The organism is Spirosoma luteum DSM 19990, from assembly GCF_000374065.1.
In the GTDB taxonomy this organism is placed as follows: Bacteria; Bacteroidota; Bacteroidia; order Cytophagales; family Spirosomataceae; genus Spirosoma; species Spirosoma luteum.
On the sequence record NZ_KB893266.1, the window covers coordinates 45935 to 71291 of the forward strand.

A 25357-nucleotide genomic window follows, 5' to 3' on the forward strand; every position below is an offset into this window, starting at 1 on the left:
ATGAGCGAATGAGCCAATGAGTGAATAAACGAATAACTTTTGCGTCAGCTATTCGCTCATTCGCTCATTCACTCATTCGCTAATTAATTTTCACCAGCCGCCCGTCCTCGTACTTTACGATGGGAACGACCTGGTTTTCGTTGGATTGTGTGTAATCGAAACCCGACAGCAGATAATCGTCGGTATCCGAGCGCAACGCGGCATGGTTACCGGGCTGTAGACCGTTTCTAGCCAGTTGACGGCCAAAGAAAAGCATCATGTCGTACCCCTCACTGGCAAAAACGGAGGGGATAGTATGGCGCTTTTCCAGGTACTGCTCCTCAAACTCAACGACCGGCTCACGGGATGTATCGATAAAGTCGGGGTAGACCAGATACAAATCCCGCCGGGTAAAGGTGTTCGCTGAGTTCCGGTAGAAGTCAAAAGCCGAGGCCGTAGCAATAAGGGGACCGGTTACTTTCCGACGGCTCAGGGCATCCAGCATCCGGACGCCATCGTTTTCATTACTGCTGGCAAAGAAGATATGCCCCAGACTACTGGGAACCGCAGGCGTAGTTGAACTAACCAGCAGGGTTTTGCTGCCGGGAGCAGTAAGGAACATCGCATCCGCCATCGACTGTGCGTTACCGCTTACTTTTTTAAAGTCGACAACCTGATACCGTTGCTGCCGAATTTCATCCAGATACGCCTGTGCCAGTAATGAATCCTTACGGGATGTCCCAAAATAAATGGCTACTTTACGGCTGCCACCCAGTTTGCCGGCTTGTTCGGCCGCTTTCCGGGCCTGCTGGTTCAGGGAAGGTTGCGCCAGGTACGACATGGGTTGATTCATGACCAGTTCGCTACTGGTAGCCATTGGGTTCAGGAGCAAGATACCGTTCTGATTGGCATAGGCCGAAGCAATCCGGTTTGGCTCGACGTACAATGGCCCGATAATGAGATCCGTCTGGGCAAACGCCGGGCTATTGACTACTTCGAGGGCTCTGTTGGGGTCATTGTCCAGATCATAGGCGAACAGGTTGACCGTAATGCCTTCCTCCTGCAACTTAGCCTTAGCCATTTTAATCCCGTTGTACAGATCGTACGCGTACTGGTTCGAGCGCCCGCGTTTGTCATTCTCGAAACCGTCCAGCCGAAACGGAAACATCACGGCTACATTATAATACCCTTTTGGGCGGTTAGTACGAGCGGGTACAGTGGGGGGCATTGATGGGCGATTGGGCGCCCCAGCGGTACTGGCTGTTGCCTGCGTTGTGGCAGTAGCTACGCCCGGCACCCCAAACCGGTTGGTCAACCGGTCCGACAGTTCCAGGTCGTCTTTGTCGCTGGATTTCCGTTGGATCAGCTCAATCAGCGTCAGGCCAATCGTCCGATTGCTCGGGTAGGCTTTGTTTAGCTTCTTCAACTGGTCCAGGTCAGTAATACGCGGAATGAAATGCTGTTCGAGTTTCGACAGTAAGGGCAATAGCCTCGAATCACTGACCAGCTGACTCACCTTCAGCGCTTCTTCGTACTGACCCAGTTCCATGTAACTGGCAGCCAGCAGATAACGGGCTTCGTCCATCTTGCGCCAGTCGGGGAATACCTCCATCAGTTGCAGGAGCATCAGCCGGGCCTGACTGATATTCTTTTGCCGAAAGGCGGCCAGTGCGTAGTAATAGCTGGCGTAGGGAGCCAGCGGCCCGCGCTGGAGGATAATTGCGTTCAGATCCGTTTTGGCCCGTTCGTAATCACCCGCCTGCACCAGCCTGACGGCCGTATTATACCGCTTCTGGGCATCGGGCGCAATTTGAGCCGTTGCTACCTGGGCCATCAACCACAAAAGCAGATAGACACCCCCTCTCTTATACCAACACGATTTAATCGTCATGTTCCATTTGCCCATACAGGAAAGCAACGCCATCGCGTTGCTTTCTGTTAACAAAAATGCACTAAATTTATATCCCTGGCACTGCGTATTATTACTCAGTAGGGCTTATGACTTTTTCGACTTTGCTTTCCGCTGGGCTTCGTCGGCTTTCTTGCGGGCGTCCTCGGCGGCTGCCAGTTGCTTTTGCAACAGGGCCTGAAACCCACCCGGCTTTTTCCCTTCGCCGGCTGCGTTTTTCCGCCTGTTTTCGTCCAGCACGGCCTTGATCTTATCTTCATCCACAAACCGGCGGATAAGCTGTTGCTGCGCAATGGTTACTACGTTCGAAACGAAGTAGTAAAACGTCAGACCGGCTGGATAGGAGTTCAGAACGAACATAAACATCAGCGGGAATACGTAACTCATGGCCTTCATGTTCACCGGCCCCGGCTGCGTGGGTGTTGTCTGATTATTATAATAGGCGTAGGCAATGGAGGAAGCGGTCATCAACACGGTAAATAAACTCAGGTGGCTCCCGATGAAGGGGATAGCCGGAAATTTAATGAACGCATCGTAGGTGGAGAGGTCACTAGCCCACAAAAACGGTTTCTGCCGCAGCTCGATCAGGTTCGGAAACAGCATAAACAGCGCGAACAGAATGGGCATGGTAGCCACCACTGGCACACAGCCACTCAGCGGACTAACGCCTACCTCCTGATACAGCTTCATCTGCTCGGCCTGCTGCTTGGTCATATCATCGCCCACGCGTTCCTTCATCTCGTTCAGTTCTGGCTGTAATACCCGCATTTTAGCCATACTGACGTATGATTTGTAGGTTAACGGTGTTAGAATAAGCTTTACGAACACAACCAGGGCAATAATCAGCAATCCGTAGTTCGAAATAAATTTCTCCAGGAAGTTGAAAACCGGCACAAAGAAGTACTTGTTGATGGGCTTCAGTACGGAGTAACCCAGGTACACATTCCGGTCAAATTCCGGGGCTACGCTGCCCAGCCGCTGAAAATCGTTGGGGCCAAAATAAAAGGAATACTGGCCTTTGCCCGCTTTTACATCCGCCATCGACAGGGTTACGTCCGCCGTAGCCGTTTTCACCACACTTTTGTCGGCGGGGTTGACCATTGTTTTGAACTCCGCCGTGGGCAAGGGTGCATTCTTGGCCACAAAGCCGGACAGGAAGTACTTGTGCTTAATGGTAAACCACCGAACGGGCTGCTCGGCTTTAACATCATCATTGGCTTCCCCTTCCTTCAGGTTCTCAAAACTTTCGTCGGCCGTGAGAAAATTGATGGTAGCCGCCTGGCGGTTATTGGTCAGATCGTTTTCATACTGCTGCATCTCATCCACCCAGTAGAATCGGATGTTATCATTGGTAACCGTATTATTCAGTCCATTCAGCTTCAGTCCATAATCCAGCACGTAGCCGTCAACCGGCATGGTATACACCTGCTCTACTGACTGACCGGGGGCTATCTCGGCCCGGAACGTAATTTGCTGGGGCTGTCCGGCTACGGTACCGCTTTGGGCCGTCGTTTGGTAATACAGTTTGCGTAAATCGACTTTCCCACCATTGGTAGGCAAATCCAGCCCGGTCCGGCTGCTTTTCGGGTCAATGAGGACCAGCGGTTTATTGTCGTATGTTTTGTAGTTTTTCAGGACTACTTTCGTCACCTGCCCGCCCAAGGTGCTAAACGTTACGCTAACATCTTTGTTCTCGACCACGATGTCGCGGGTTTCCCCGGATGCGACGGCGGCAAAATCACCAAATCTGGCTTTAACAGCGGCCGAGTCGAGCGGCTGATCCGCTTTTACCGTGACGGCGGCTGGTGGAGTTATCTGCGTTTTTTGGGTGACCTGTGCGCCGGACTTTGCCGGATCGGGCGAATCCACGCCTGGCGCAGGTTTTGGTACCAGAAGCTGGTAGCCAACCAGCATTGCCATAATCAGAACAATGCCGATAAGTTGATTACGATCCATTTTTATAGTTTTCAGTTCACGGTGTATTGTTTGCGGTCTATGACTGGCTGACGCAGTAGCTATTGGTGCGTCGGCCAGTCATAGACCACAAACGATAAACCGTAAACCATGTATGCTGCAAATTTACGCCAATCCGGTCGGTTAATCAACCGCGTCGGCGGTTTCTACAGGAACGGCGGTTCTACCGGCAGGCTCCATTCGTTTTTGCTGACTATAGGCGAGGGCCGCTTTCACGAAGTGAACAAATAGTGGATGCGGATTCAATACCGTACTTTTCAGTTCGGGATGGAACTGCACGCCCACGTACCACGGGTGAATTTCCCGGGCTAACTCCACAATTTCAACCAGCCCCGTTTCGGGGTTAATGCCGGTTGGCCGGAGCCCTGCTTTTTCAAACGCAGTGGTGTACTCATTGTTAAATTCGTACCGGTGCCGGTGCCGTTCGCTGATCTGGGCCTGCCCGTAAATCTGGTGGGCCAGTGAATCCCGCTTGAGTTTACAGGTATAAGCCCCCAGCCGCATAGTCCCCCCTTTGTCGGTAATAGTTTTCTGATCCTCCATCATGTTGATGACCGGGTTGGGCGTTTGCGGCTCCATTTCCGTTGAATGGGCATCGTCAATGCCCATGGCATTGCGCGCGTATTCGATGACGGCCATCTGCATACCCAGACAGATACCCAGGAACGGAATCCCCTGTTCCCGCGTATAGCGCACCGCATTAATCTTTCCATCAATGCCCCGCTCCCCAAAGCCGGGTGCTACCAGTACGCCGTCTAACTGGCTCAGCACAGTGGCACAGTGGTGCTCATCCACCAGTGTTTCGGATTGAATCCACTCCAGTTCCACTTTACATTCATTGGTGGCTCCCGCGTGGATAAAGGATTCGGCAATCGACTTATAGGCATCGTGCAATTCGACATACTTACCCACCAGCCCAATACGAACCACATCGCCCGGACTTTTCAGCCGTCCCAGAAAACTTTTCCAGATATCCAGATCGGCATCTTTGTCATTGTAGATGTCCAGCATGTACAACGCCCGCTGATCGAGTCGCTCCTTCTGCATGAGCAGGGGAACATCATAAATCGTTTCGGCATCAATTGCTTCGATCACCGAACTGACCTGTACGTTGCAGAACAGGGCTATCTTCCGGCGAATTTCCTGCGGCAAAGGGTATTCGGTCCGGCAAACGATAATGTCGGGCTGAACCCCGTTTTCGAGCAACATCCGGACCGAGTGCTGAGTGGGTTTCGTTTTTAGTTCGCCCGCCGACCGTAGGTAAGGTATCAGCGTGAGGTGGATAACGAGCGTATCTTTTTCACCCAGTTCAAATTTCAGCTGGCGAACGGCTTCCACAAACGGCAGTGACTCGATATCGCCCACACATCCGCCAATCTCCGTAATGACGATGTCGTACTCACCCGTATCACCCAGCAACCGGATATTCCGTTTGATTTCATCGGTGATATGGGGCACTACCTGCACGGTTTTACCCAGGAAATCGCCCCGGCGTTCGCGGGTGATAACATTATTGTAAATGCGCCCGGTGGTGATGTTGTTTGCTTTTGAGGTTGGTCGGTTCAGGAACCGCTCGTAGTGACCCAGATCGAGGTCCGTTTCGGCCCCATCGTCGGTAACATAGCATTCGCCATGTTCGTACGGATTGAGTGTTCCGGGGTCGATGTTAATGTACGGATCGAATTTCTGGATCGTGACCGTTAACCCCCTGGATTGAAGAAGTTTGGCTAGAGAAGAGGCAATAATGCCCTTGCCAAGTGATGAAGTTACCCCGCCGGTAACAAAAATATACTTCGCGGATTTAAGTCCCGTAGACGCCATGATTAAACCTGTTTTAGGTCGTTACGGGATATAAAGGTAGATGAAAAATGGACGAAAGGAAAACATTAATCCGGAAAAAATGAGGGTTTTCCCGGTAAACCAATGGCCATCAGTCAACTGAACAATGATCGGGCATCACCATCAAAACCTACGAGGCATCAACCGTACCGATTGACACCGAAAATGTTTCAAAACGATGAGAGTGCCCATTTGCCTTCTTCTGCTGATCAATTGTCTCGTAGGGTGTAAAAATTTCGACTGTATCATAAAAGGCTGGGCAGCAAAACGGATTCTTCACAGATGGTCGCCAGCAAACAGCCTAAACAACTAAATCAGGATGCCTTTTTCGGCTACATTCCCAAACCAGCAGCTACGTTTACCAATCTGACTTTATCGCGCGTTGTTAGTGGAAAAAAAGTAGTTGTTTATATACAAAATCCAGTCGTCGACGTACGCTGGATAAAAGTCAAACAACATCCCAATGATCCTGATTATAGCTGCTATGCCGTAACGCATACGCTAACAATAACCGATGATGATTTAAATTAGCCCGACCGTATGGACCCAAACGTTTGCTCAGCTAACCATGAACAGTGTGAAGCGTGGCATTCAGCTCGTCGAACCAGGACAGGGGCAAAACCCGTCACTTATAGCAAATTTTGTCGGTTCAGGGCTTAGCTTTACATAATGCTCACTTATACAACAAGCGATTACGGTTATATGAGACTCTTAATGAAATCTTTACTTTTAGCTCTACTTTGTATAAAATCAGTTTTTGGGCAAAAGCAATCAGACAGTTTATTCGTCTTTGTTGGTCAGAAGATCAAGGTTGATAAATTTGAACCGAAGCTGGTTGAAGGTCAAATACGGTTTGATGAAGCATTTAAGGCTAAGTATAAAGTAGTTCAGCAGGTATACGGCACCTATCGAAAAAACTCAATTGACTTTGATGCATACGATCACATGGGTACGCCTGCGTTTTCAAAATTTGACAATGTGCTGTTGTTTGTATCCAATCACAATGGAAAGTGGTATCATGAAAAGTATCAATATTTCGATGTATATAAAACCAAAGAAGGTAAATGGGCTAGTTGTGGAGATCCGTACAAATTCGACGGTTACCATCGTAAATCGTTGAAAGCAGTAAAGCTTGAATTTACTGAACGCGTCTCCTTTGATGTAAGCTCCTTAAACGTTGAACAAATTAAGAAGTGGTATCCTGAACCTTACTTTACCATTAAAGACAGTCGAGCGTATTGCCTGATGGGTGCTTATGTTGATGAGTTGTTTCAAGTAAAGAAAGAAGGTATCTTGAAAGCAAGAGGCATTTTTGAATGAGGTATAAATTTGTATAAAACGAATGTTGGCTTCTGTAGCACTTATCCTCAAGACTGACTTTAGTCGAACAACATAATCGTAGTTACAGAACGAGTCTGGAAAACGTAAAATTTGAATGCTATCAGTTTAGGTGTATCTTGTTTAGGCCGAAGGCGTAAAGTGACGGATTTTCCAAAAACGGTGCCATACGAAATGGCAAAATTACCCGCCTAAATAAAAACGTATTTATTTTCAGATGATCGTATGAAACGCAAAAAGCCCGGTATTGAACCGGGCTTCTTATCTACGCTAATCTCTGTTTACTTTACCTGCGCCACAACGGCAGCAAATGCCTCCGGGTGGTTCATGGCCAGGTCGGCCAGAACTTTCCGGTTAAGCGTGATATCTGTTTTATTCAGCGCACCCATAAAGGCCGAATACGAAAGCCCATGCAACCGGGCACCCGCATTAATCCGCTGAATCCACAACGCACGGAAATCGCGCTTCTTGGCACGACGGTCGCGGTACGCGTAGCCTAATCCTTTCTCGACAGCGTTTTTGGCAACTGTCCAAACATTTTTACGCCGACCAAAATAACCTTTGGCCAGCTTCATTACTTTTTTCCTGCGCGCCCTTGAGGCAACGTGATTTACGGAACGTGGCATTGTATGCTACTTGTTTTTTGACGACAGGCGGAAAGGGAGTGTAGCGTGCGGAATGAAAAGTATAGAATAAACCAAATCCATTACTTATCATTCTTTATTCTTCATTCTTCATTCACTTGAAAAGCCTGGCTTCGGGTGAAACGTGAAACCAGAACGCAACCGCGTTCTTTCTTAGTCCTTAGACGTTCAGCAACGCTTTGATACGACGCTCATCGGGACCATCTACCAGCGTGGCGTGCACTAAATTGCGCTTCTGCTTGGTTGTTTTCTTAGTCAGAATATGACTGTGGAAGGCGTGCTTCCGCTTGATTTTTCCGGTACCGGTCAGCTTAAAACGCTTCTTGGCGCCCGAATTTGTTTTAACTTTTGGCATTGCAGTAAACCGCTTTGTGGGTAAAATTTAAGTAAACAGGCCGCAAAGATACGAAAAAGTTTTCAGTTTACGGGTTCATTGTTTTCAATTAGCTGACGCATAATCGCTCTTGCATCAGGCAACTGAAAACAGTGAACCGTACAGTGAAAACCAGGATATTTATTTCTTGGCCACAACAACCTTGGGCGACAGGAACATGCTCATTCGCTTGCCTTCCAGTTTGGGTTCAGATTCTACCTTACCAAACTCTTCCAATCCTTTGGAAAAGCGATCCAGTAGCTGAAATCCCCGATCTTTGAACACGATAGCCCGGCCCACGAACTGTACGTAGGCTTTCACCTTGGCACCTTCTTTCAGGAAGTTAATGGCGTGCTTGAGTTTAAACTCAAAATCGTGATCGTCCGTATTGGGACCGAACCGGATTTCTTTTATTACCACCTTCGTGGCATTCGCCTTGATTTCTTTCTGCTTTTTCTTTTGTTCGTACTTGAACTTAGAGTAGTCTACGATGCGGCAAACAGGTGGTACGGCATTCGGCGACACCTCAACCAGGTCGAGGTTCTGTGCTTTAGCCATGGCCTGCGCCTTGTTCGTTTCGTAGATGCCCTGCTCTACATTCTCACCGACCACGCGCACTTCGCGGGCTAAAATGCGCTCATTTACTTTGTAAGGTTCTTCAACCACGCGACGGGGTGGTCTGCGCTGGGGTAATGCCATAGATTATGTTTAGGGTAACAATTTTTTAAACTGACTTTCCAGAAGTCGCTTGGATAACGTAAAGGTTGCTAAAAAGTTCGACAAACCAGTCAAAATACGGATTCTAACCAAGTTTAAATCAGTTATCCAGCCAGTGAGTCGATGAGTGGATTGGTGACTCACTTTTGCGTCAGCAACCAACCAACCCACTCTCTGCCCAACTGGATAACTGATTTGTTACATCTTCACCTCCGCCTGAAACAAGGCCACAAAGTCATTCACCAGCATACTGCCCAGGTCGCCCTGTCCTTTGCGACGAACAGACACGCCCCCTTCGGCCGCTTCTTTTTCGCCAACAATCAGCATGTAGGGAATTTTATTCACTTCGGCATCCCGAATCTTACGGCCGATCTTTTCATCACGATGGTCCACAAAGCCCCGAATATCGTGTTCCTGTAGTGTAAAGAACAAGTCGTTGGCATATTCTTCGTACTTCTCCGAAATGGGTAAAATAGCAATTTGCTCGGGCGAGAGCCAGAGGGGGAAATTACCGCCCGAGTTTTCTATCAGAATAGCAATGAACCGCTCCATCGACCCAAACGGCGCCCGGTGAATCATAACGGGCCGGTGTTTCTGGTTATCGGCTCCTACATACTCCAGTTCAAATCGGTTCGGTAGGTTATAATCGACCTGTATCGTCCCTAACTGCCATTTCCGCCCCAGGGCATCCCGTACCATAAAGTCGAGTTTGGGGCCGTAGAAAGCCGCTTCGCCCAGTTCCGTTACCGTTGGCAGGCCCTTCTCGGCTGCGGCTTCGATAATGGCTGATTCGGCTTTCTCCCACAGGTCGTCAGAACCAATGTACTTGGTTTTGTTCTCCGGGTCACGCAGGGAAATCTGGGCACTGTAATCCGCAAAGCCAAGGGAGCGAAAAACGTACAGCACCAGGTCGATTACCTTCATGAATTCATCCTTCACCTGGTCGGGGCGGCAGAAGATATGGGCATCATCCTGCGTGAATCCCCGCACGCGGGTCAGCCCGTGCAACTCGCCCGACTGCTCATAGCGATACACCGTACCAAATTCAGCCAGTCGAAGAGGCAGGTCGCGGTACGAGCGCGGTTTGGTTTTGTAGATTTCGCAGTGGTGGGGGCAGTTCATCGGTTTCAGCAGGAACTCCTCGTTGGGGTCGGGCGTCCTGATGGGTTGGAACGAATCTTCGCCGTATTTATCCCAATGGCCCGATGTTACGTACAACTGCTTGCTGCCGATATGAGGAGTCACTACCGGCGAATAACCCGCCCGGAGCTGGGCTTTACGCAGAAAATTCTCCAGTCGTTCGCGCAGTACGGTTCCTTTGGGTAGCCATAAGGGAAGCCCCGCTCCCACTTTCTCCGAAAAGGCGAACAGTTCCAGTTCTTTACCCAGCTTGCGGTGGTCGCGTTTTTTTGCTTCTTCGAGCAGGTACAGGTACTCGTCTAGTTCTTTCTGTTTCGGATACGTGACGGCGTAAATCCGGGTCAGCTGCTTGTTTTTTTCGTTGCCACGCCAGTAGGCACCGGCCACGTTCATGAGCTTGGTCGCTTTGATAAAGCTCGTATTGGGAATGTGTGGCCCCCGGCACAGGTCGGTGAAACTCCCCTGCGTATAGAAGGTAATCGTGCCGTCGTCCAGCCCTTCGAGCAGGTCGAGTTTGTAGGGGTCGCCTTTTTCCTCAAAATAAGCGATAGCCTCCGCTTTACTCATGGGCGTACGAACGTATGCCTGTTTCTGGCGAGCCAGTTCCAGCATTTTGTCTTCAACCTTTTTGAAGTCTTCCTGCGAAAACGGCTGCCCACCCAGATCTACATCGTAGTAAAAACCCGTTTCAACGGCTGGTCCAATCCCAAATTTCGTGCCCGGATAGAGGCTTTCGAGGGCTTCGGCCAGCAAATGCGCCGACGAGTGCCAGAAGGTAGTTTTCCCTTCGGGGTCATTCCAGGTCAGCAGTTGCACATTGGCATCGCTGTCAATGGGCCGGGTAGCGTCCTGCACGACACCATTCACTTTGGCAGCCAACACATTACGGGCCAGTCCTTCGCTAATCTGGGTGGCAACATCCAAACCGGTACTGCCTTTTGGATACTGCCGAACGCTGCCATCGGGCAGCGTTACGCGGATTTGTTCGTCCTGCGCAATCATAGTATTGTTAGTTATTTATGGCACCCACAGCTTGCCTACAACTGCAAACTGCTTATTCTCATTCCTTATTATTTACTTCAAACGGCCCGCGTACTGCTTCCTGATCAATTCTGTCCAATCGGTTTTACCGTTCGCTGCAGCGAATCGCTGGTGCCTGATGTTACACGGCTCCTGGGCTGAATGGTCGAAATACGAATCCGGCTCGTATCGAGTACGGGACGGCTTCGTGTTGGGTTCAGCGTTTTTGCCGCGGTATCCGGCGAAAAAAACGGGTTGTTCCTGACGTATTGATGGCGTTGAGATCGCCATAAACCAGTAGCAGCCTGTCGGTCACCGGCGTTCTGCCGGGTGGCTTTGGTATAAGCCGCAATGGCCAGCTCAAACTGCCCCATCTGTTCGTGGCAGTACCCAATGTACGTATCTATACGCGGAAACGCAGGACTCAGTTCCTGAACGCGCTGGTAGTTGGCCAGTGCGCCGTAGTAATTCCGGTATTTCTGGTTGAGGAGTCCCATTTGAAAATACGCCTGATAGTACGATGGCTGTACCTTCACTGTTTGCTGATAATACAGCATGGCACTGTCTGGTTTACCCTCGGTATGATAGATTAATCCCCGGCCATAGTACAGTCGGGCATTATTCGGGAAGTAGTGCAGGGCCTGTTGATTATACACCAGGGCGGTGTTCATATCGCCAATGATCCGGTAAACGGAGGCCAGTTGATTGTACGTTTCCAGGTAACGGGGTTTCAGCCGTAATGACTGCTGGTACAGTACCAGTGCCTGCGCCGTGTCGCCCTGGCGGGCAGTCATCAGGCCCTTAAAGAAGTACGCTTCGCCATCGTAGGGAGCCATTTGAAGGGCTTTTGCTACATAAAGCTTCGCTTTATCGAACTGATTCTGCTGCTGCAGCAAATCTCCCTGAAGCGTATACAGTTCGGGCGTATCAACACCCAATATTTCAGCCCGCTGCGCATTCTGGAGTGCCTGAGCAGGACGGTGCAGCGCCCGAAGAACCTGAGCACGTGTCAGGTAATACCCGCCTACATTATCATTCCGTTCAATGGCTTCATCAATATCGGCCAGGGCTTCTTTCACCCGCCCCATCATGAGCAGAATAGCCGCCCTTTTAGCATAAGCCGACGGGGGCGATGATTGATTGATAGCCCCGGTTAGTGCCCGAAGTGCACCGGCAACCCGAGTACTATCGTCAAATCTGGGGAAGTCGGGAATACGGGCCACCTGCCGATTATCGTCGTTGCAGGCCATTAAAAAGAGCGAAAGAGCGAATGTGTGGAATAGGGAAAGGGCAAATCGAAATTCCCAATTGGAACGTCCAATCGAGGCTAAATGGCCATTGCTCCGGTTCGGCAGTCCGGTTGGCACTTTCGCTCTTTCATTCTTTCGCTCTTTCATTCTTTCGCTCTATATCTACGAACTAAACCGGTAGAATACGCCCAGCGGCAGCCGTTTACGAGCCTGGTCGGACACGGCCAGCTCACCCCACTCCGCATTTGGTACGCTGCCAAAATTCTGCTGCATCAGGTTGTCCAGGATGAGAGGAGAGAACCCCAGCGAATACAGATTGATGATAAAGAAAAAATCGGTACGATCCAGCAGGTCGGCGCAGGCTTTGAGCAGTTCATTCAGGTGTTCTTCGAGCACCCATTTTTCGCCAGCGGGGCCACGGCCATACGCCGGAGGGTCCAGAATGATGCCATTGTAGTGATTGCCCCTTCGCACCTCACGCCGAACGAATTTCATGGCATCTTCTACCATCCAGCGGATATTGGTCAGCTCACTGTAATCCATATTTTCACGCGCCCAGCTGATAACCGGTTTCACCGCGTCGACGTGCGTCACCTCGGCACCGGCCTGACGGGCTGCCAGCGATGCCCCACCCGTATAGGCAAACAGATTCAGGACGCTGGGCCGGGCTACAGTCGGAGCCAGCGATTTGATTTTATCGTGGATATACACCCAGTTGTTAGCCTGTTCAGGAAACAGCCCAACGTGCTTGAAGGTAGTAAGAGCCAGCTTAAACTTCAGGTTTAAGCCGCCCTGCTGAAACGACACATACCAGGGGTCACGCATGTTGGGCTTGGTTTGCCAGTCGCCCCGCTCCGGCGACTGACGGTCGCGCTGGAAAATGGCATGAGCCAGCCGCGTCCATTCCTGGTCGGCGAGTGATTTATCCCAGATAGCCTGCGGTTCGGGCCGGGCCAGAATGAAGTCGCCAAACCGTTCGAGCTTCTGAAAATTACCCGAGTCAATCAGTTCGTATTCCGCCCAGCGTTCGGGAATGATCAGTTGCATGTCAGCCATGTGTTTTTTTAATGATGAATGATAAATGACAGGTTCGATTATCATTCATCATTTATCATTCTATTCCTGTCCCATTTTTAAAATCAATTCGAATTCATCCGCCCGAACGGGCATAACCGACAGGCGCGACTGCCGGATGAGGCTGAGGTTGGCCAGCAGGGGTTCGGCTTTAATCCGGGCCAGTGACACGGGTTTGTCCAGTGCCATAACCGGCTCCAGTTCGACCACTACCCAGCCCGACGGTTTCGCCCCTTTGCTGGCGGGCTCGCTGGCTGCGGTAGGATCGGGATAGCCTTCGGTAACAACCGTTGCCAACCCAACCACCGCTGGTTTAGTGACACTGTGATAAAACAGGACCTGGTCGCCCAATTTCATGGTTTTCAGGTTGTTTCGCGCCTGATAGTTGCGAACGCCATCCCAGACGGCACGCCCCTGTTCAATAAAATGATGCCAGCCGTACGCGTCGGGTTCGGATTTGACGAGCCAGTAATTCAATGAGTGAAAGAGCGAAAGAGTGAATGGGCGAAAGAGAAATAGAGCGAATGAGTGAAATAAGTAACGTTCCCAGCATACTTTCGCTCTTTCACTCATTCGCTCTTTATCAATAATAATCGTCCTGTTCGTGGCTGCTACTACCAAATGGGGAGCCGTATTCGTCGGCTTCACTGCCCGTATGACGCGCCCCTGCTCCTTTCAAGAGTAGGGTCTTGTACATAATCATGATCTGGCCGGTATGGTACATATCGTGGTTGATGATGCCGTGCAACATGTCATAATACGTATAATCCCGGCCCGGCACGATGTCCTCCAGAAATTCGTCATCGTCCCGTTTGTCGAGTTCGTTGATGAGTTCTTCCTGGCTCAGGCTCAATTCCATCTCCAGTGCTTCCCACTCGAAATCATCAATTCTATCGGGCAGGGCACCAAAATCTTTATTCGGTGTCGTAATATCGAACGCTTCATCGCCCTGCATTTTCTTGACGCAAAAAATTCGCCAGCTCGTCATGTGAAAAACAAGCTCGGCGATGCTGTGCGTATTGGGGGAAATTCGTTTCCCGGCCATGTCGGGTGTTACTCCCCGTAACACATCGACTACCGATGGTCCGTGCCAGGCTTCCTCCCCTTCGTAGGTTGTATTCAGAAGGTCAATAATGCGAATCAGTTCGTCGTTTGGAACCATTGTGAATGGATGATAAGGTGATTGGATGGGCCGGTAGGTTCATTCACCCTAAACGGTATCCTTAAAAAAGAGTTTTTATATTGTGTCGTTACGAGTTGCTTTCCGTTTTGCACAGACTCGTGTATTTGTTTTCAATCGTGTTATCAGGTTGTAAAGTTCCTGGCTATCGTAGCAAACTAATTGGTTCACTACTCCCTGTTCATCAATTTTCCCAGCGTTATTGGTAAACACCGTACCCGGTTTTATAGTATCAGCAAAGGTAGCCAATATTGATGGCTTCCGAAAAAAACTGATAAACATGCCATCAGTCTACGGGTTCAGAATTGTCTTCTCTCCACGCACAGGAAACAACCTCAGACAGCGTAGTCTGGCTGGTATAATGAGTCATAAAAGGGAAAATAGGTCCATAAATCAATTTACGCCTGCCTGTCTGCCCGTTCCTACCCGGGTCCGGCTATCTATCGACGCAAAGACTGCGCTACCGCATTACCATGGGCACGTGGGGTGCTCATTGCCCAAAAACAGGTAGTTTTTATTGTACGGTCAGGAGGGTTGCCAGGCGTTATACCGTAGCGTTACGCCTGCGCTCCAGATTACCTTTCCGGGGTTGGGGATGCAGCAGGTACACATCCAGCAGGGCGTAGGGCCGGGCGAGGTATTCCCGAATCAGGGTACGGAGAGAATAGCCGTCGGGCACATCCTGAGCGGCAAAAGCAATGGCTTCCATGCCCTCATGGTTGCCAATGTACAGGGCCCGGGCGTTGTGGAAATTCTGGGAGATAATCGTGATTTTGTTCTGTTTGAACTCCGACTTACACCGTACCACGGAGTCGAATGTCCGGAAACCCGCGTAATCGAGCGTCATAGCCGATTCCGGCACGTTAAGTTTTATCAGTGCCCGCTGCATATCAACGGGTTCGTTATAATACTCCGAGTCATTGTTGCCGCTTAAAATGAGGTACTTTACTTTCCCCTCTTTCCATAGTCGGGCCGTTGCTTCCATGCGGTATCGGAAGAACAGATTCTCCTTACCCGACCGGACAAACTTGCTCGTACCCAGCACCAGTCCGTATTCATTGGCGGGTAACTCATCCATATTGAAGTAAATCTGGTCGCGGGTGTTATAAACGACCCACCAGTTACTGAGCAATACACCCAGGACGAAGAAAAAGGCCAGCACAATGAGGGCTTTGATGGCCCACTTGGCTATCCGGACGCCAGACGCTTCGTGGGGCGTGTCGTTACTATAGTCCGTTGCCAAAGTCGTGTTCATTTACTTATAGACTAAAATGAGGATTTTCAATAAAACCAACTACGTTTCCAAACGGATCGTTGACGGCTGCGGTCTTTATTCCATCACCTACTTCCTGAATGTTGGTGTGAACGGTAGCACCCCGGTCGAGCCAGTGCGTCATAACCTGCCCAATATCGCCCACGCCCCAGTAAGTCAGGGTGTCGGGATTCGTGACAACGGTGGGTTCGGCACCGGGTACCAGTCCCAGTTCATATCCGCCTACCGAAAACCCGACGTAAAAGGGCTGGTCGAAATAAGGGGCGATACCCAGTGCGTCTGTATACCAGGCTTTCACCGCGGCTAAATCGGGGGCGGCATAAATAACCGTTCTCAGGCCGAGTAATGTTGTTTCTGCCATCGTACTTACTTATTCGTTTACCGTTCAGGAAAACAGTCCTAACTGGGCCGGTTCTTTTTCGACTGCCTCCACCAGGTCAATCCCTTTCGGAGCGCTCACGGGGACTGGTTTTGCCCCCTCTTTCACTACTTTGGGTGCCAGCAGCTTGACCTCTTTCACTTTGGCAAAGGGCAGTTTATTCCCCAATGCTTTCCAGCCCCGCACATCGATAAACCCTTCGGGTTCCAGAATCATTTTTTCCAGCGGTCCCCGCTCTTTGACCTGATGAATAACCTCCATACGCGGGTACTGATCGGCGGTAACAGCCAGATTCTTTGACCCTTTGGCATCGCCGATAAAACTAAATTTCTTATCCAGCGATGTCGTTTCTACTTTAAACCGCTTCACGTACCATGCTTTCTGGTTCGCTTCGTAATACAGCGCCGACAGCACCGTTTCCGGGTCGAATTTCAGCAAATTGGCTACGTCGTTGGGTTCGTAGCGATTGGTCAGGTCAAAACTTGTCAGTTCATACTGCCCGTCTTTATAAACGACCAATATACTGTCCTTCGCGTCGAAATTCCCCAGTAGACGCCCCCGTTCGTCGCGGTTAAGCCGACCCAGGTGTTCATCGTACCAGATATCGACCCCGCCCAGGGTGGATACCCCACCCGATTTCTGCGTGAGTTTCCGAACGGGATACTTGGTGAGAATATTTCCCTGCGCCGACCGGTTTTTGATGCCAACGCTGGCGAAGTCGAAGTCGAACTGCTTGATTTTGGCCGAGCACTGGGCCGTCAGGTTCACCGTAATGACTTCCGCTTCTCCATTATCGTTCGCACTAAAATACGTCAACTTCGACTTCGGGTTGCCCATGGTCAGGTCATACTCCCGGTCGCGGGTGACACCCGTAATCGGGAATCGCTTGGCCATCGAGATACCCGACTTGCCATCCAGGTACACGAGGTTATAAATCTTACGCTCGTCGCCTTTCTTAAATACTGACACGTACACAATATCCTTGCCGACGAATACCTTATCCGTAACTTTCGTTACGACGCACCGGCCATCCCGCCGGAAAACGATGATATCGTCGATGTCGGAACAATCACTAACGTATTCGTCTTTTTTAAGCCCCGATCCAACAAACCCGCCTTCGCGGTCGACGTACAGTTTCTGGTTGGCCGCAGCCACTACGCTGGCGGCAATGGTATTGAAGGCCCGGATTTCGGTTTTTCGCTCGCGGCCTTTGCCGTATTTCTTTTGCAGGTCTTTATAATAGGCAATGGCGTAGCGGGTGATATTAGCCAGGTTATCATCTGTTTCGGCCAGTTCCTGCTCCAGCCGGCGCATCAGTTCCTCCGCCTTAAAGCCATCGTATTTGGAAATACGCTTGATCTTGATTTCGGTTAGCCTAATCAGGTCATCCTGCGTGATAGCCCGGTAAAATAGCTTTTTATAGGGCTTAAGGGCTTTATCAATCGTTTCGAGTACGGCCTCGAAGGTTTCGCACTCTTCAATTTTCCGGTAAATCCGGTTCTCGATGAATACTTTTTCGAGCGAACTGTACAGCAACCGCTCCATCAATTCATTACGCCGGATTTCCAGTTCGCGTTGCAACAACTGCACCGTTTGGTGGGTGTTGACCCGCAGAATGTCGGTTACGCTGACGAAGTGGGGTTTATCCCCGATGATAACGCAGGCGTTGGGCGAAATGCTCACCTCGCAATCCGTGAAGGCGTACAGCGCATCAATCGACACATCGGGCGACACACCGGGTTGGAGGTTGACCAGAATCTCCACATCCCTGGCCGTATTATCGACCACGGCGGCTACCGTCCGGCTGGGGGCTTTGATCCGAATCTTGCCCAGCTCGGCCGCTTTCACGATGGAGTCGATCAACTGCGGGGTGGTCACCCCGTAGGGCACATCGCGAATGGCGAGGGTCTTCTTGTCAACTTCTTCAATTTTGGCCCGTACCCGCACTTTGCCGCCCCGATGCCCGTCATTGTAATTACTAACGTCAATCAGCCCACCGGTCTGAAAATCGGGAAATAGGGAAACGGGTTTATCCTTGAGAATATTGATCGACGCGTCAATCAGTTCGTTGAAGTTGTGGGGTAAAATCTTGGTCGAAAGCCCCACGGCAATCCCTTCCACCCCCTGTGCCAGCAGCAGCGGAAACTTAACCGGCAGAGTAACCGGCTCCCGCTTGCGGCCATCGTAGGATAGCTGCCACTCGGTAGTCTTATCATTGTAAATGGCATCCTGCGCAAACTTCGACAGCCGGACTTCGATGTAGCGGGGGGCGGCAGCCCCGTCGCCCGTGCGGACATCGCCCCAGCTCCCCTGCGTATCGAACAGCAGCTCTTTCTGGCCAATGTTCACCAGGGCTTCCCCAATGGAGGCATCGCCATGCGGGTGAAACTGCATGGTCTGCCCGATTACGTTGGCTACTTTGTTGAAGCGGCCATCGTCCATTTCCTTGAGCGCGTGCAGAATCCGGCGCTGAACGGGTTTCAGCCCATCTTCAACGGCGGGAACGGCCCGCTCCAGGATGACGTAGGACGCGTAGTCGAGGAAATAATTTTCGTACAGCCCCGATACAACGGTCTGCGCATGCAATACATCAGTGGGGGGTTCAATCGGTTGTTCATCCGGTTCGGGGTCGTCCGTCAGTTCGGTTCCGTCGGCACTAAATTCGGCTTCGGGCTGCTGGTTATCGTCCCCAATCGGCTGTTCATTTTCTTCGTTTATCATTGACTTCTTACGGGAACTGCTCAGTGGATTCGCCCGGATTTTACCAAATGGCCGGGTGCTTGTTCAATCCTTTAAATATACAAATAAAAGTTGAAAAAACGGGCATATTACCCATTAAAGGGACTATTTGCCCCATTTTTTTTCAATAACCCCGGTTTAATTCGACCGGATTTTCCAGCGGCTTCCCCGCCCGGAAGCGCTCCAGATTCCGCCTGAACTGCGCCACTTTGCCAGCGGCCTCGTCGGGCTGTCCCCCGCCAGAATGCTGGGTGAGCAGTACATTGGGTAATGTCCAGAGCGGACTATCGGCGGGCAGCGGTTCCCGGTCGGTTACGTCCAGCACTGCCCCCCCCAGCCGACCGTCTTTCAGAGCCTGAATCAGGGCTGGTTCATCGGTGGTGTTGCCCCGGCCTACGTTGGCATACAGGCTACCGGGCTTCATGGCGGCAATCACATCGGCCGAAAAAAAACCGGCCGCCGTACCGGGCAGGCAGTTGATAACGATATCGGTTTCGGGGAGTACGGCTTTCAATTCATCAACCGTGTGTAAATCGGCTTTTGGGTCCGTACGGGCCAGCATTTTTGTCTGGCAGGCGAAGCCGCTCAGCATCCCGAGCACCGCCTGACCGATGGTGCCGGTCCCCAGAATAACGACCCGTTTTTGCCAGAGCGAATTGGTACGGGCGCGAATGGGGACGCCTACCCATTCCGATTGGCTTTGCAGCAGCACCAGTTCGGGAATGCAGCGGTATAGGGCCAGTATACCCGCCATCATGGTTTCGGCGCAGGGGCGGGCAAAATAATCCCCCATGTTGGCCAGTTGAGCGGGAACCTGAACAGCCTGGTACCCATCGAAACCCGCCGAATCCAGTTGCCAGAATTTCAGGGTTGGCAGGGGTTCCGAAAACCAGGCGACCGGCGGGTTACCCAGCACTAAATCGGCCGCGCGAAAAGCAGCCAGCTGTTCCACTTCGGGCAGATCCTGCCGGAAGCGGGCGGTGATATCCGGGGGAAGTTGTTGTTGAAGTTCCGCTTTACCTGTATCGGAAAGGGTTGTACTAACAAAAAGTTGCATGGTTATTTATTTGGGGTTTACGGTTTAAAGTTTACGGTTTATGGCTGGCTGACGCCTAATTGGTGAAGCGTCAGCCAGCCATAAACCGTAAACTTTAAACCGTAAACCATGTTTCATTTCTCCCCTTTCAATTGCCCCATCAGCCAGGCCATCATTTTTTCCGTTTCTTCGGGGTAGGTCCAGTGGCCCGTATCGAGGTAATCTATATCCAGTGTTTTTTGGCCAGGAATCACATTATAGGCAGCGTACATGGAGGTGGGCGGACAGGTCTCGTCATTAAAACCCCAGGCGTACCGACCCGGCACGTTTACCAGCCGGGCAAAGTTAACTACGTCGTAATAGCCCGTTGTTTTAATGCGGTCGGGTTTGTTATTGAACGCCAGATTGTTGCCCGAGAACAGGTGAGGCCAGCCACCGGCCCGGCCGTTGAGGTAGCCCGTTACATCGCTCAGTGCCGGGTAGAAGGCTCCCAGCAATTTGATGCGAGCATCCAGTCCGGCGGTTATAATGCTCAGTGCGCCACCCTGACTACCACCCGTAACGGCCATATTCTGCCCGTCGTACTGCGGCATTTCTGCCAGAAAATCCACCGCCCGAACGCAACCCAAATACACCCGTTTGTAATAATACCGGTCGCGGTTGTCCAGGTCGGCCATCTGATACCCGTTCAGCGGCCCCCGTGCCAGGTCGACATACACGCTGGGGTCCATCGTGACCGGCACGCCATGAATACCCACTTCGAGGGTAATGAATCCTTTATCAGCCTCGGTAATCATTCCGTTGTAGGGCCTGACGCCCGCGCCCGGCACCCGCAGAATAGCCGGGTATTTCCCTTCTTTTTTGGGTACGCACAAAATGCCGTAAAATCGCGAGTTATTGACGTTTTGCAAACTCAGGTGGTACACGTTCGTGAGGGCGGTGCAGCGTTCGGGCAGGAGTGTCATGCGGGCATCGACCGGAATTTTGGCCAGGTCGGCTTTGGCATCGGTCCAGAAAGTAGTGAAATCGGCCGGGTTGGCTACCGTTGGTTTGATGCTCTGTGGCTCAAATCCCGCCGTTGTCAGCCCCCGGTACTCCTTCCCATCAACCTCCACCGTAGCGATACAGCGCAGGAAACCCGGTGTTTTCATCGTGCCCGCATTCAGTGCCAGCGTGCCGTCTTTGAGGGTAACGGTTTCTTTTTTGGTCGGCTCCATCTTCTCCGGACCTATTTCATAGTGGAGTTTCGCATCCCGCAGCAACACGTTGTTCCGGTAAACGGATATGGTAAATTTAACGGGCTCGCCGGGTTTATAGAGCCAGTCGGCATGGTCGGGGGTGACGATAACGTTTACGAGCCGTTGGGATGGCTGGGCTATCCCTTCAGCAAAGCAAAAAAAACATAGAACAAGGAGCAGACGTTTCATAGACGAAAAAGGCGTTTAGGAGCTAAAGTAAAAAGGCTGCCGAACTTACCTGATGGGGTAACCGCTAGTGAAGTGCCCTGATTGGTATCCCGTACTTTTTCAGTAACCAGCAAAAGCCGTTAGCCATGACAAAAAAACACATTTTCCTGTTGCTTTTGGTTCCGTTTAGCCTTGTCTCCGCGCTTCGACCACAACAGACCAACCCCCTGGCCGGAACGTGGCGCTCGCAGGATGCAGGCAGGACGACCCTGATAACCATAGCCGATGGTTATCTGATGCAAACGACCTACGAACCATCCCGGTTTGTGGCTACAAAAGGTGGTCCCTATAAGCAGGAAGCCGGTCAGTTGCGGGTAACGTCGGAGTTCGATACCGCCGATAGCAGCCGGGTAGGACAGCCCGATGCGTACCGGTTTACCCTTCGTGACGACCTGTTGACACTGGCAACTCCCTCTGGCGACCAGACGTTTAGCCGTATTATCGAATCGCCCACGGCCCTGACGGGTCTGTGGCGTATTACGGCCCGGACGGTGCAGGGAGGCCAGCGGACACCTATGGTCAGGGGGCCACGCAAAACCATCAAGCTGCTAACCGGCAGCCGGTTTCAGTGGGTAGCCCTTAATCCGGAGACAAAGCAGTTTTTTGGCACGGGGGGTGGCACCTATACCCTATCCGGTGGTAACTACACCGAGTCCATCGACTTTTTCTCCCGTGACAACAGCCGGACAGGGCGTTCGCTGACATTTGGGGCCGCCATCAATGGTGATGAGTGGCACCATACGGGGCAGAGTTCGACGGGTGGTGCGGTGGATGAAATCTGGAGTCGGGAAAAGTAGGCCAAACAAGTGGGCCGCCCCCGCCTGCTGTTGTCCATCAGGAAACGCGCATCAGCGGTTGCGGCCCGCTGCGGGGTTGCAGGTTCACGATACACCGGCCCAGCAGGGTCATGGGAAACAGCACATCGACGCCCCCCGGCACTTTGGAGAGGAACATACCCAAAAGGATGAATAGGGCGGTGATACCAAAGTAAACCGTTCGCCGACGGGCCGTTGTCCCTTTACCGGTTGCCCAGTAAACCAGTGGCAGGTGCAGCGGCATCAGGTACAGCAGCGTGGGGTTCCAGGCCGTTACGCCGTGATCCGTACCCACCCAGAGCAGGTACAGAAACCAGCCCAGAAAGCCCGAAACCCCAAACAGCAACCGGTCGGCCCAGCGGTCGACCCGGCCAAACTGATACCGGCGGATGGTAAAGACCGTTACCGCGATGGCGATGAGGGCAAAAACGACGTTAGGATCGAAAAACAGAGGAATTTGTTGCCGAAACGTCTGCCGGGCTTCGAATAATGTTTGATCAGACGACACCAGGGGCTCGACCCGCCCATCCGCCTTTTTGAGGGTGGCCTGCCCCATCTGGTCGTGTACCTGATCGGGCAAATACATGGCGTGCCAGCCGTCCGTTTTCACGTCGGCGGGTTGACCAATGGCCAGGTTCATGCCCAGCTTGGCCCAGGGCTTCACGCTTTTATCGAGGTACATATTCATCCAGTCGCGGTACGATTTACCGGTCATCCTATTACGGGACGGAATCGTCAGGCTGTCACCACAGGCTTCGGCCAGTTTGTCGCGGGGCCGGGTGGCGCAGTTGTCGTAAAAGAATTTATACTGGTAGGTCCTGTTTTCGGGCAGCATATTTTTCAGCAGCACGGCGTAAAGCTGCTGTTTCTGCACCGGCGACAGATTCAGCACCTGCTCCCGAACAGTTCGATTCTCGGCCTGATACGCGTATAGAAACGGGTACATGTCATACGCGTCGATGTAGTACGGCAGCGTACCACGCAGAAACTTCACGTAAAAATTATCTTCGTACCGAAAGCCCCCCCAGCCAAACGTCACGTCTACGTTCTGCGCCGGGTCATTCACCCGGATAGCCGTGTGGCCAAACACGGAATACAGGTCTTCTCCCGGCCCCACCGTGAGCAGACTCATCCGGGCGGCCGGGGACAGGGTTTGGCTGAATGAGGAATGAGGAATAATGAATGATAAACAAACGATCAGCAGGAGTAGCAGGGGTTGTTTTTTCATGGGTTCACGCATCGTCATCACCAGTATCGTCATCGTCGGTCTCGTCTTCATCCCGTTCCTCCTTGTCATCCTCGTAGCGCTTGCCGGCTTTGTGGCCCTTTTGCTTTTTCCCCGTTTCTCCCTGCACACAGACAACCAGTTCACCTTTTATCGTTTTTTGGGCAAAATAAGCAATAAGTTCGGACAATGTGCCGCGTTGATTTTCCTCGAACAGTTTGGTCAGCTCCCGGGAAACACTGGCGGGTCGGTCAGCCCCGAACACCTCGGCGAATTGCTGGAGCGTTTTGAGCAGCCGGTGGGGCGACTCGTAGAAAACCATGGTTCGCTCCTCCCCTGCCAGTTCGGCCAGACGCGTTTGCCGCCCTTTTTTATGGGGCAGAAAACCCTCGAACGTAAACCGGTCATTGGGCAGGCCGGAGTTGACCAGCGCGGGCACAAACGCCGTTGGACCGGGCAAACATTCGACCGGGATATTATTCTGAATGCAGGCCCGCACCAGCAGGAAACCGGGGTCCGAAATGCCCGGCGTACCCGCATCGGACACCAGCGCCAGCGTTTTCCCCTCCTTTAACTGGTTCACCAGTCGCTGCACGGTCTGGTGTTCATTGAATATATGGTAGCTATGGAGCGGCTTGCTGATGTTGAGGTGGCGCAGCAACACCCCCGACGTGCGGGTATCTTCGGCCAGAATGGCATCCGCGCTTTGCAGGATTTTGATGGCCCGCAGCGTAATATCGTCCAGATTACCGATGGGCGTCGGCACGAGGTAAAGTTTCATGCCGCAATATAGCGTAGAGACCGGTACGCCGGTGCGGCAATACCTTGCTGGTCCGCCAGTGCGGTCTCATGCCCGGATGGTTTTGGCCGACGCAACCAAAAGATACCACACTGTATTAACCAGAACCCGTCAGTTTGACCGCCCTACACCAGCTTATCAATCGCCTTGGCCAGTTTGTGATCTTTCTCGGTCACGGTATTACCCGCGTCGTGGGTGGAGAGTTTGATGGTCACCTGATTATACACGTTCGACCACCACGGGTGATGGTCCATTTTCTCGGCAATAAGGGCCACGCGGGTCATAAAGGCGAAAGCCTCGCTGAAATCGGCGAACGTAAAATCGCGGGTGAGTTGGTTATCCTGTTCCTGCCACATGGGGTATACGTCTTTATTTTCCTGTCGAATTAACGACTTTCCGGGCAACTATTCACAATCAATGCCGATGAACAGACCGTTCATTTTCCAATCTATGCTGATCAGCATTTAGCCTTCTATCAATTCAGTTCCCCTCTTTTCGTTCAGAAAATCTCACCTCAGCCCTACTCGAAACGCTGAACGATTAAACTGAGCGGTTTTATTGAACGAGAAAAGGCCCTTTTTTTGGCCTCCTCTCTCCTACCTGGGTCACAGTTCACAAAAACCTCCGAATCACCAAAGAAGCCGCGTTCCCCGAAAGGGGCGCGGCTTCTTTCTATAAACCACTCTGTTGAAGATAAGGGCTACTCCGTTTTGAGCAGCTTGAGTGTCTGGCTTTGGGTGGACGTACTGACCCGCAGCAGCAGCACGCCCGCCGGAACCCGGCCCAGGTGGAGCGGCAGACGCTCCACTTCCCCGGCCTTTCCAACTGACTGCTCACTGACCAGGTGGCCCCGTTCGTCCCTCAGTTGCAGCTGCAATGGCTGTCCCTCGGCGCCCCGTACCTCCACGGCCACCGTTTCGCCCGCCACCGGGTTGCCCAGCACCGTCACACTTAGGGGCACCTCCACAAGGGCCGCCTGACGGGCACCCGGGTTGCAGGCCGACAGCCACCCGTAGCTGAAACTGCTCGATACNCCACTTTGCCTTGCCTGAAGCCTAATGACCGGATTGTCCGTGTAGAGCGTCAGACTGTACGGCCCTGGATTGGTGGTGGGCAGCAGCTCGTTGACCACCGAGAAGCTGACCGGACTGCCATCCAGCCCCGCGTACTGGGGACTGAACGTTAGTC

22 protein-coding genes are annotated in these 25357 nt (G+C 51.9%); 3 read left to right on the forward strand and 19 right to left on the reverse strand.

The features are described 5' to 3' along the window. Positions 1-79: 79 nt before the first annotated feature. The 3 genes from B156_RS0117630 to B156_RS0117640 all read right to left on the reverse strand — a co-directional run bounded on the left by B156_RS0117630 (position 80) and on the right by B156_RS0117640 (position 5683). The gene (locus B156_RS0117630; RefSeq protein WP_040585904.1) at positions 80-1813 is read right to left on the reverse strand and encodes an ABC transporter substrate-binding protein; all 1734 of its coding nucleotides are present in this window, start codon (positions 1811-1813) and stop codon (positions 80-82) included. Between the two features lie 162 nt (positions 1814-1975). Next, entirely contained in the window at positions 1976-3844 is a 1869-nt protein-coding gene (yidC, locus tag B156_RS0117635; protein WP_018621098.1) for a membrane protein insertase YidC, read from the reverse strand. A gap of 141 nt (positions 3845-3985) precedes the next feature. Next, a complete protein-coding gene (locus tag B156_RS0117640; protein WP_018621099.1) occupies positions 3986-5683 on the reverse strand; it encodes a CTP synthase in 1698 nt (565 codons plus the stop codon). Positions 5684-5983: 300 nt separating this feature from the next. On the opposite strand from B156_RS0117640, the gene B156_RS0117645 reads away from it, so the two are divergent. Next, on the forward strand, positions 5984-6232 hold the full coding sequence (locus tag B156_RS0117645; protein WP_018621100.1) for a hypothetical protein: 249 nt from the start codon (positions 5984-5986) through the stop codon (positions 6230-6232). 138 nt (positions 6233-6370) lie between these two features. After that, entirely contained in the window at positions 6371-7021 is a 651-nt protein-coding gene (locus tag B156_RS0117650) for a hypothetical protein (protein ID WP_245563769.1), read from the forward strand. A gap of 299 nt (positions 7022-7320) precedes the next feature. Here the strand turns inward: B156_RS0117650 and rplT are convergent, their stop codons facing one another. From rplT to B156_RS0117720, 13 genes are all read right to left on the reverse strand, one after another. Continuing rightward, positions 7321-7665: a 50S ribosomal protein L20 gene (rplT, locus tag B156_RS0117655; RefSeq protein WP_040585887.1), complete on the reverse strand. Its 345-nt coding sequence runs from the start codon at positions 7663-7665 to the stop codon at positions 7321-7323. Positions 7666-7843: 178 nt separating this feature from the next. Next, entirely contained in the window at positions 7844-8038 is a 195-nt protein-coding gene (gene rpmI / locus B156_RS0117660) for a 50S ribosomal protein L35 (protein ID WP_018621103.1), read from the reverse strand. A 159-nt stretch (positions 8039-8197) separates the two neighbouring features. Beyond that, entirely contained in the window at positions 8198-8755 is a 558-nt protein-coding gene (infC, locus tag B156_RS0117665) for a translation initiation factor IF-3 (RefSeq protein ID WP_018621104.1), read from the reverse strand. Positions 8756-8971: 216 nt separating this feature from the next. Further along, positions 8972-10915, reverse strand: coding sequence for a threonine--tRNA ligase (gene thrS / locus B156_RS0117670; protein WP_018621105.1), 1944 nt, complete (start codon positions 10913-10915; stop codon positions 8972-8974). A gap of 104 nt (positions 10916-11019) precedes the next feature. Next, positions 11020-12330, reverse strand: coding sequence for a tetratricopeptide repeat protein (locus B156_RS0117675; protein WP_245563770.1), 1311 nt, complete (start codon positions 12328-12330; stop codon positions 11020-11022). A gap of 15 nt (positions 12331-12345) precedes the next feature. Next, positions 12346-13239 (reverse strand): class I SAM-dependent methyltransferase, encoded by an 894-nt coding sequence (locus tag B156_RS0117680; protein WP_018621107.1) that lies wholly within the window; start codon positions 13237-13239, stop codon positions 12346-12348. Positions 13240-13299: 60 nt separating this feature from the next. Then, a complete protein-coding gene (locus B156_RS0117685; RefSeq protein WP_018621108.1) occupies positions 13300-13734 on the reverse strand; it encodes an EVE domain-containing protein in 435 nt (144 codons plus the stop codon). A 106-nt stretch (positions 13735-13840) separates the two neighbouring features. Then, on the reverse strand, positions 13841-14419 hold the full coding sequence (locus tag B156_RS0117690) for a DinB family protein (protein WP_018621109.1): 579 nt from the start codon (positions 14417-14419) through the stop codon (positions 13841-13843). Positions 14420-14981: 562 nt separating this feature from the next. Next, positions 14982-15692, reverse strand: a complete 711-nt coding sequence (locus tag B156_RS29370; protein WP_018621111.1) for a SanA/YdcF family protein — start codon at positions 15690-15692, stop codon at positions 14982-14984. 4 nt (positions 15693-15696) lie between these two features. Further along, complete coding sequence (locus tag B156_RS0117705; protein ID WP_018621112.1) at positions 15697-16071, reverse strand: VOC family protein; 375 nt, start codon at positions 16069-16071, stop codon at positions 15697-15699. A gap of 24 nt (positions 16072-16095) precedes the next feature. After that, complete coding sequence (locus B156_RS0117710; protein WP_018621113.1) at positions 16096-18810, reverse strand: DNA gyrase/topoisomerase IV subunit A; 2715 nt, start codon at positions 18808-18810, stop codon at positions 16096-16098. Positions 18811-18952: 142 nt separating this feature from the next. Beyond that, on the reverse strand, positions 18953-19885 hold the full coding sequence (locus B156_RS0117715) for a D-2-hydroxyacid dehydrogenase (RefSeq protein WP_018621114.1): 933 nt from the start codon (positions 19883-19885) through the stop codon (positions 18953-18955). Between the two features lie 113 nt (positions 19886-19998). Continuing rightward, positions 19999-21291, reverse strand: coding sequence for an acetylxylan esterase (locus B156_RS0117720; protein WP_018621115.1), 1293 nt, complete (start codon positions 21289-21291; stop codon positions 19999-20001). A gap of 125 nt (positions 21292-21416) precedes the next feature. On the opposite strand from B156_RS0117720, the gene B156_RS0117725 reads away from it, so the two are divergent. Then, positions 21417-22127 (forward strand): hypothetical protein, encoded by a 711-nt coding sequence (locus B156_RS0117725; RefSeq protein ID WP_018621116.1) that lies wholly within the window; start codon positions 21417-21419, stop codon positions 22125-22127. Between the two features lie 37 nt (positions 22128-22164). On the opposite strand, the gene B156_RS0117730 is transcribed toward B156_RS0117725, so the two are convergent. From B156_RS0117730 to B156_RS0117740, 3 genes are all read right to left on the reverse strand, one after another. Continuing rightward, positions 22165-23385, reverse strand: coding sequence for a lipoprotein N-acyltransferase Lnb domain-containing protein (locus B156_RS0117730; protein ID WP_018621117.1), 1221 nt, complete (start codon positions 23383-23385; stop codon positions 22165-22167). After that, on the reverse strand, positions 23378-24151 hold the full coding sequence (rsmI, locus tag B156_RS0117735; RefSeq protein WP_018621118.1) for a 16S rRNA (cytidine(1402)-2'-O)-methyltransferase: 774 nt from the start codon (positions 24149-24151) through the stop codon (positions 23378-23380). The genes B156_RS0117730 and rsmI overlap by 8 nt, the downstream gene beginning before the upstream one ends. A 143-nt stretch (positions 24152-24294) precedes the next feature. Continuing rightward, positions 24295-24555, reverse strand: a complete 261-nt coding sequence (locus tag B156_RS0117740; protein ID WP_281167524.1) for a 4a-hydroxytetrahydrobiopterin dehydratase — start codon at positions 24553-24555, stop codon at positions 24295-24297. Between the last annotated feature and the right edge of the window lie 802 nt (positions 24556-25357).

What these genes read in the sequence shown, in the direction of transcription:
- B156_RS0117630 (WP_040585904.1), bottom strand. Translation starts at nt 1,813, where the DNA reads ATGGCCCAGGTAGCAACGGCTCAAATTGCGCCCGATGCCCAGAAGCGG.
- yidC (WP_018621098.1), bottom strand. Translation starts at nt 3,844, where the DNA reads ATGGATCGTAATCAACTTATCGGCATTGTTCTGATTATGGCAATGCTG.
- B156_RS0117640 (WP_018621099.1), bottom strand. Translation starts at nt 5,683, where the DNA reads ATGGCGTCTACGGGACTTAAATCCGCGAAGTATATTTTTGTTACCGGC.
- B156_RS0117645 (WP_018621100.1), top strand. Translation starts at nt 5,984, where the DNA reads ATGGTCGCCAGCAAACAGCCTAAACAACTAAATCAGGATGCCTTTTTC.
- B156_RS0117650 (WP_245563769.1), top strand. Translation starts at nt 6,371, where the DNA reads ATGCTCACTTATACAACAAGCGATTACGGTTATATGAGACTCTTAATG.
- rplT (WP_040585887.1), bottom strand. Translation starts at nt 7,665, where the DNA reads ATGCCACGTTCCGTAAATCACGTTGCCTCAAGGGCGCGCAGGAAAAAA.
- rpmI (WP_018621103.1), bottom strand. Translation starts at nt 8,038, where the DNA reads ATGCCAAAAGTTAAAACAAATTCGGGCGCCAAGAAGCGTTTTAAGCTG.
- infC (WP_018621104.1), bottom strand. Translation starts at nt 8,755, where the DNA reads ATGGCATTACCCCAGCGCAGACCACCCCGTCGCGTGGTTGAAGAACCT.
- thrS (WP_018621105.1), bottom strand. Translation starts at nt 10,915, where the DNA reads ATGATTGCGCAGGACGAACAAATCCGCGTAACGCTGCCCGATGGCAGC.
- B156_RS0117675 (WP_245563770.1), bottom strand. Translation starts at nt 12,330, where the DNA reads ATGAAAGAGCGAAAGAATGAAAGAGCGAAAGTGCCAACCGGACTGCCG.
- B156_RS0117680 (WP_018621107.1), bottom strand. Translation starts at nt 13,239, where the DNA reads ATGGCTGACATGCAACTGATCATTCCCGAACGCTGGGCGGAATACGAA.
- B156_RS0117690 (WP_018621109.1), bottom strand. Translation starts at nt 14,419, where the DNA reads ATGGTTCCAAACGACGAACTGATTCGCATTATTGACCTTCTGAATACA.
- B156_RS29370 (WP_018621111.1), bottom strand. Translation starts at nt 15,692, where the DNA reads ATGAACACGACTTTGGCAACGGACTATAGTAACGACACGCCCCACGAA.
- B156_RS0117705 (WP_018621112.1), bottom strand. Translation starts at nt 16,071, where the DNA reads ATGGCAGAAACAACATTACTCGGCCTGAGAACGGTTATTTATGCCGCC.
- B156_RS0117710 (WP_018621113.1), bottom strand. Translation starts at nt 18,810, where the DNA reads ATGATAAACGAAGAAAATGAACAGCCGATTGGGGACGATAACCAGCAG.
- B156_RS0117715 (WP_018621114.1), bottom strand. Translation starts at nt 19,885, where the DNA reads ATGCAACTTTTTGTTAGTACAACCCTTTCCGATACAGGTAAAGCGGAA.
- B156_RS0117720 (WP_018621115.1), bottom strand. Translation starts at nt 21,291, where the DNA reads ATGAAACGTCTGCTCCTTGTTCTATGTTTTTTTTGCTTTGCTGAAGGG.
- B156_RS0117725 (WP_018621116.1), top strand. Translation starts at nt 21,417, where the DNA reads ATGACAAAAAAACACATTTTCCTGTTGCTTTTGGTTCCGTTTAGCCTT.
- B156_RS0117730 (WP_018621117.1), bottom strand. Translation starts at nt 23,385, where the DNA reads ATGCGTGAACCCATGAAAAAACAACCCCTGCTACTCCTGCTGATCGTT.
- rsmI (WP_018621118.1), bottom strand. Translation starts at nt 24,151, where the DNA reads ATGAAACTTTACCTCGTGCCGACGCCCATCGGTAATCTGGACGATATT.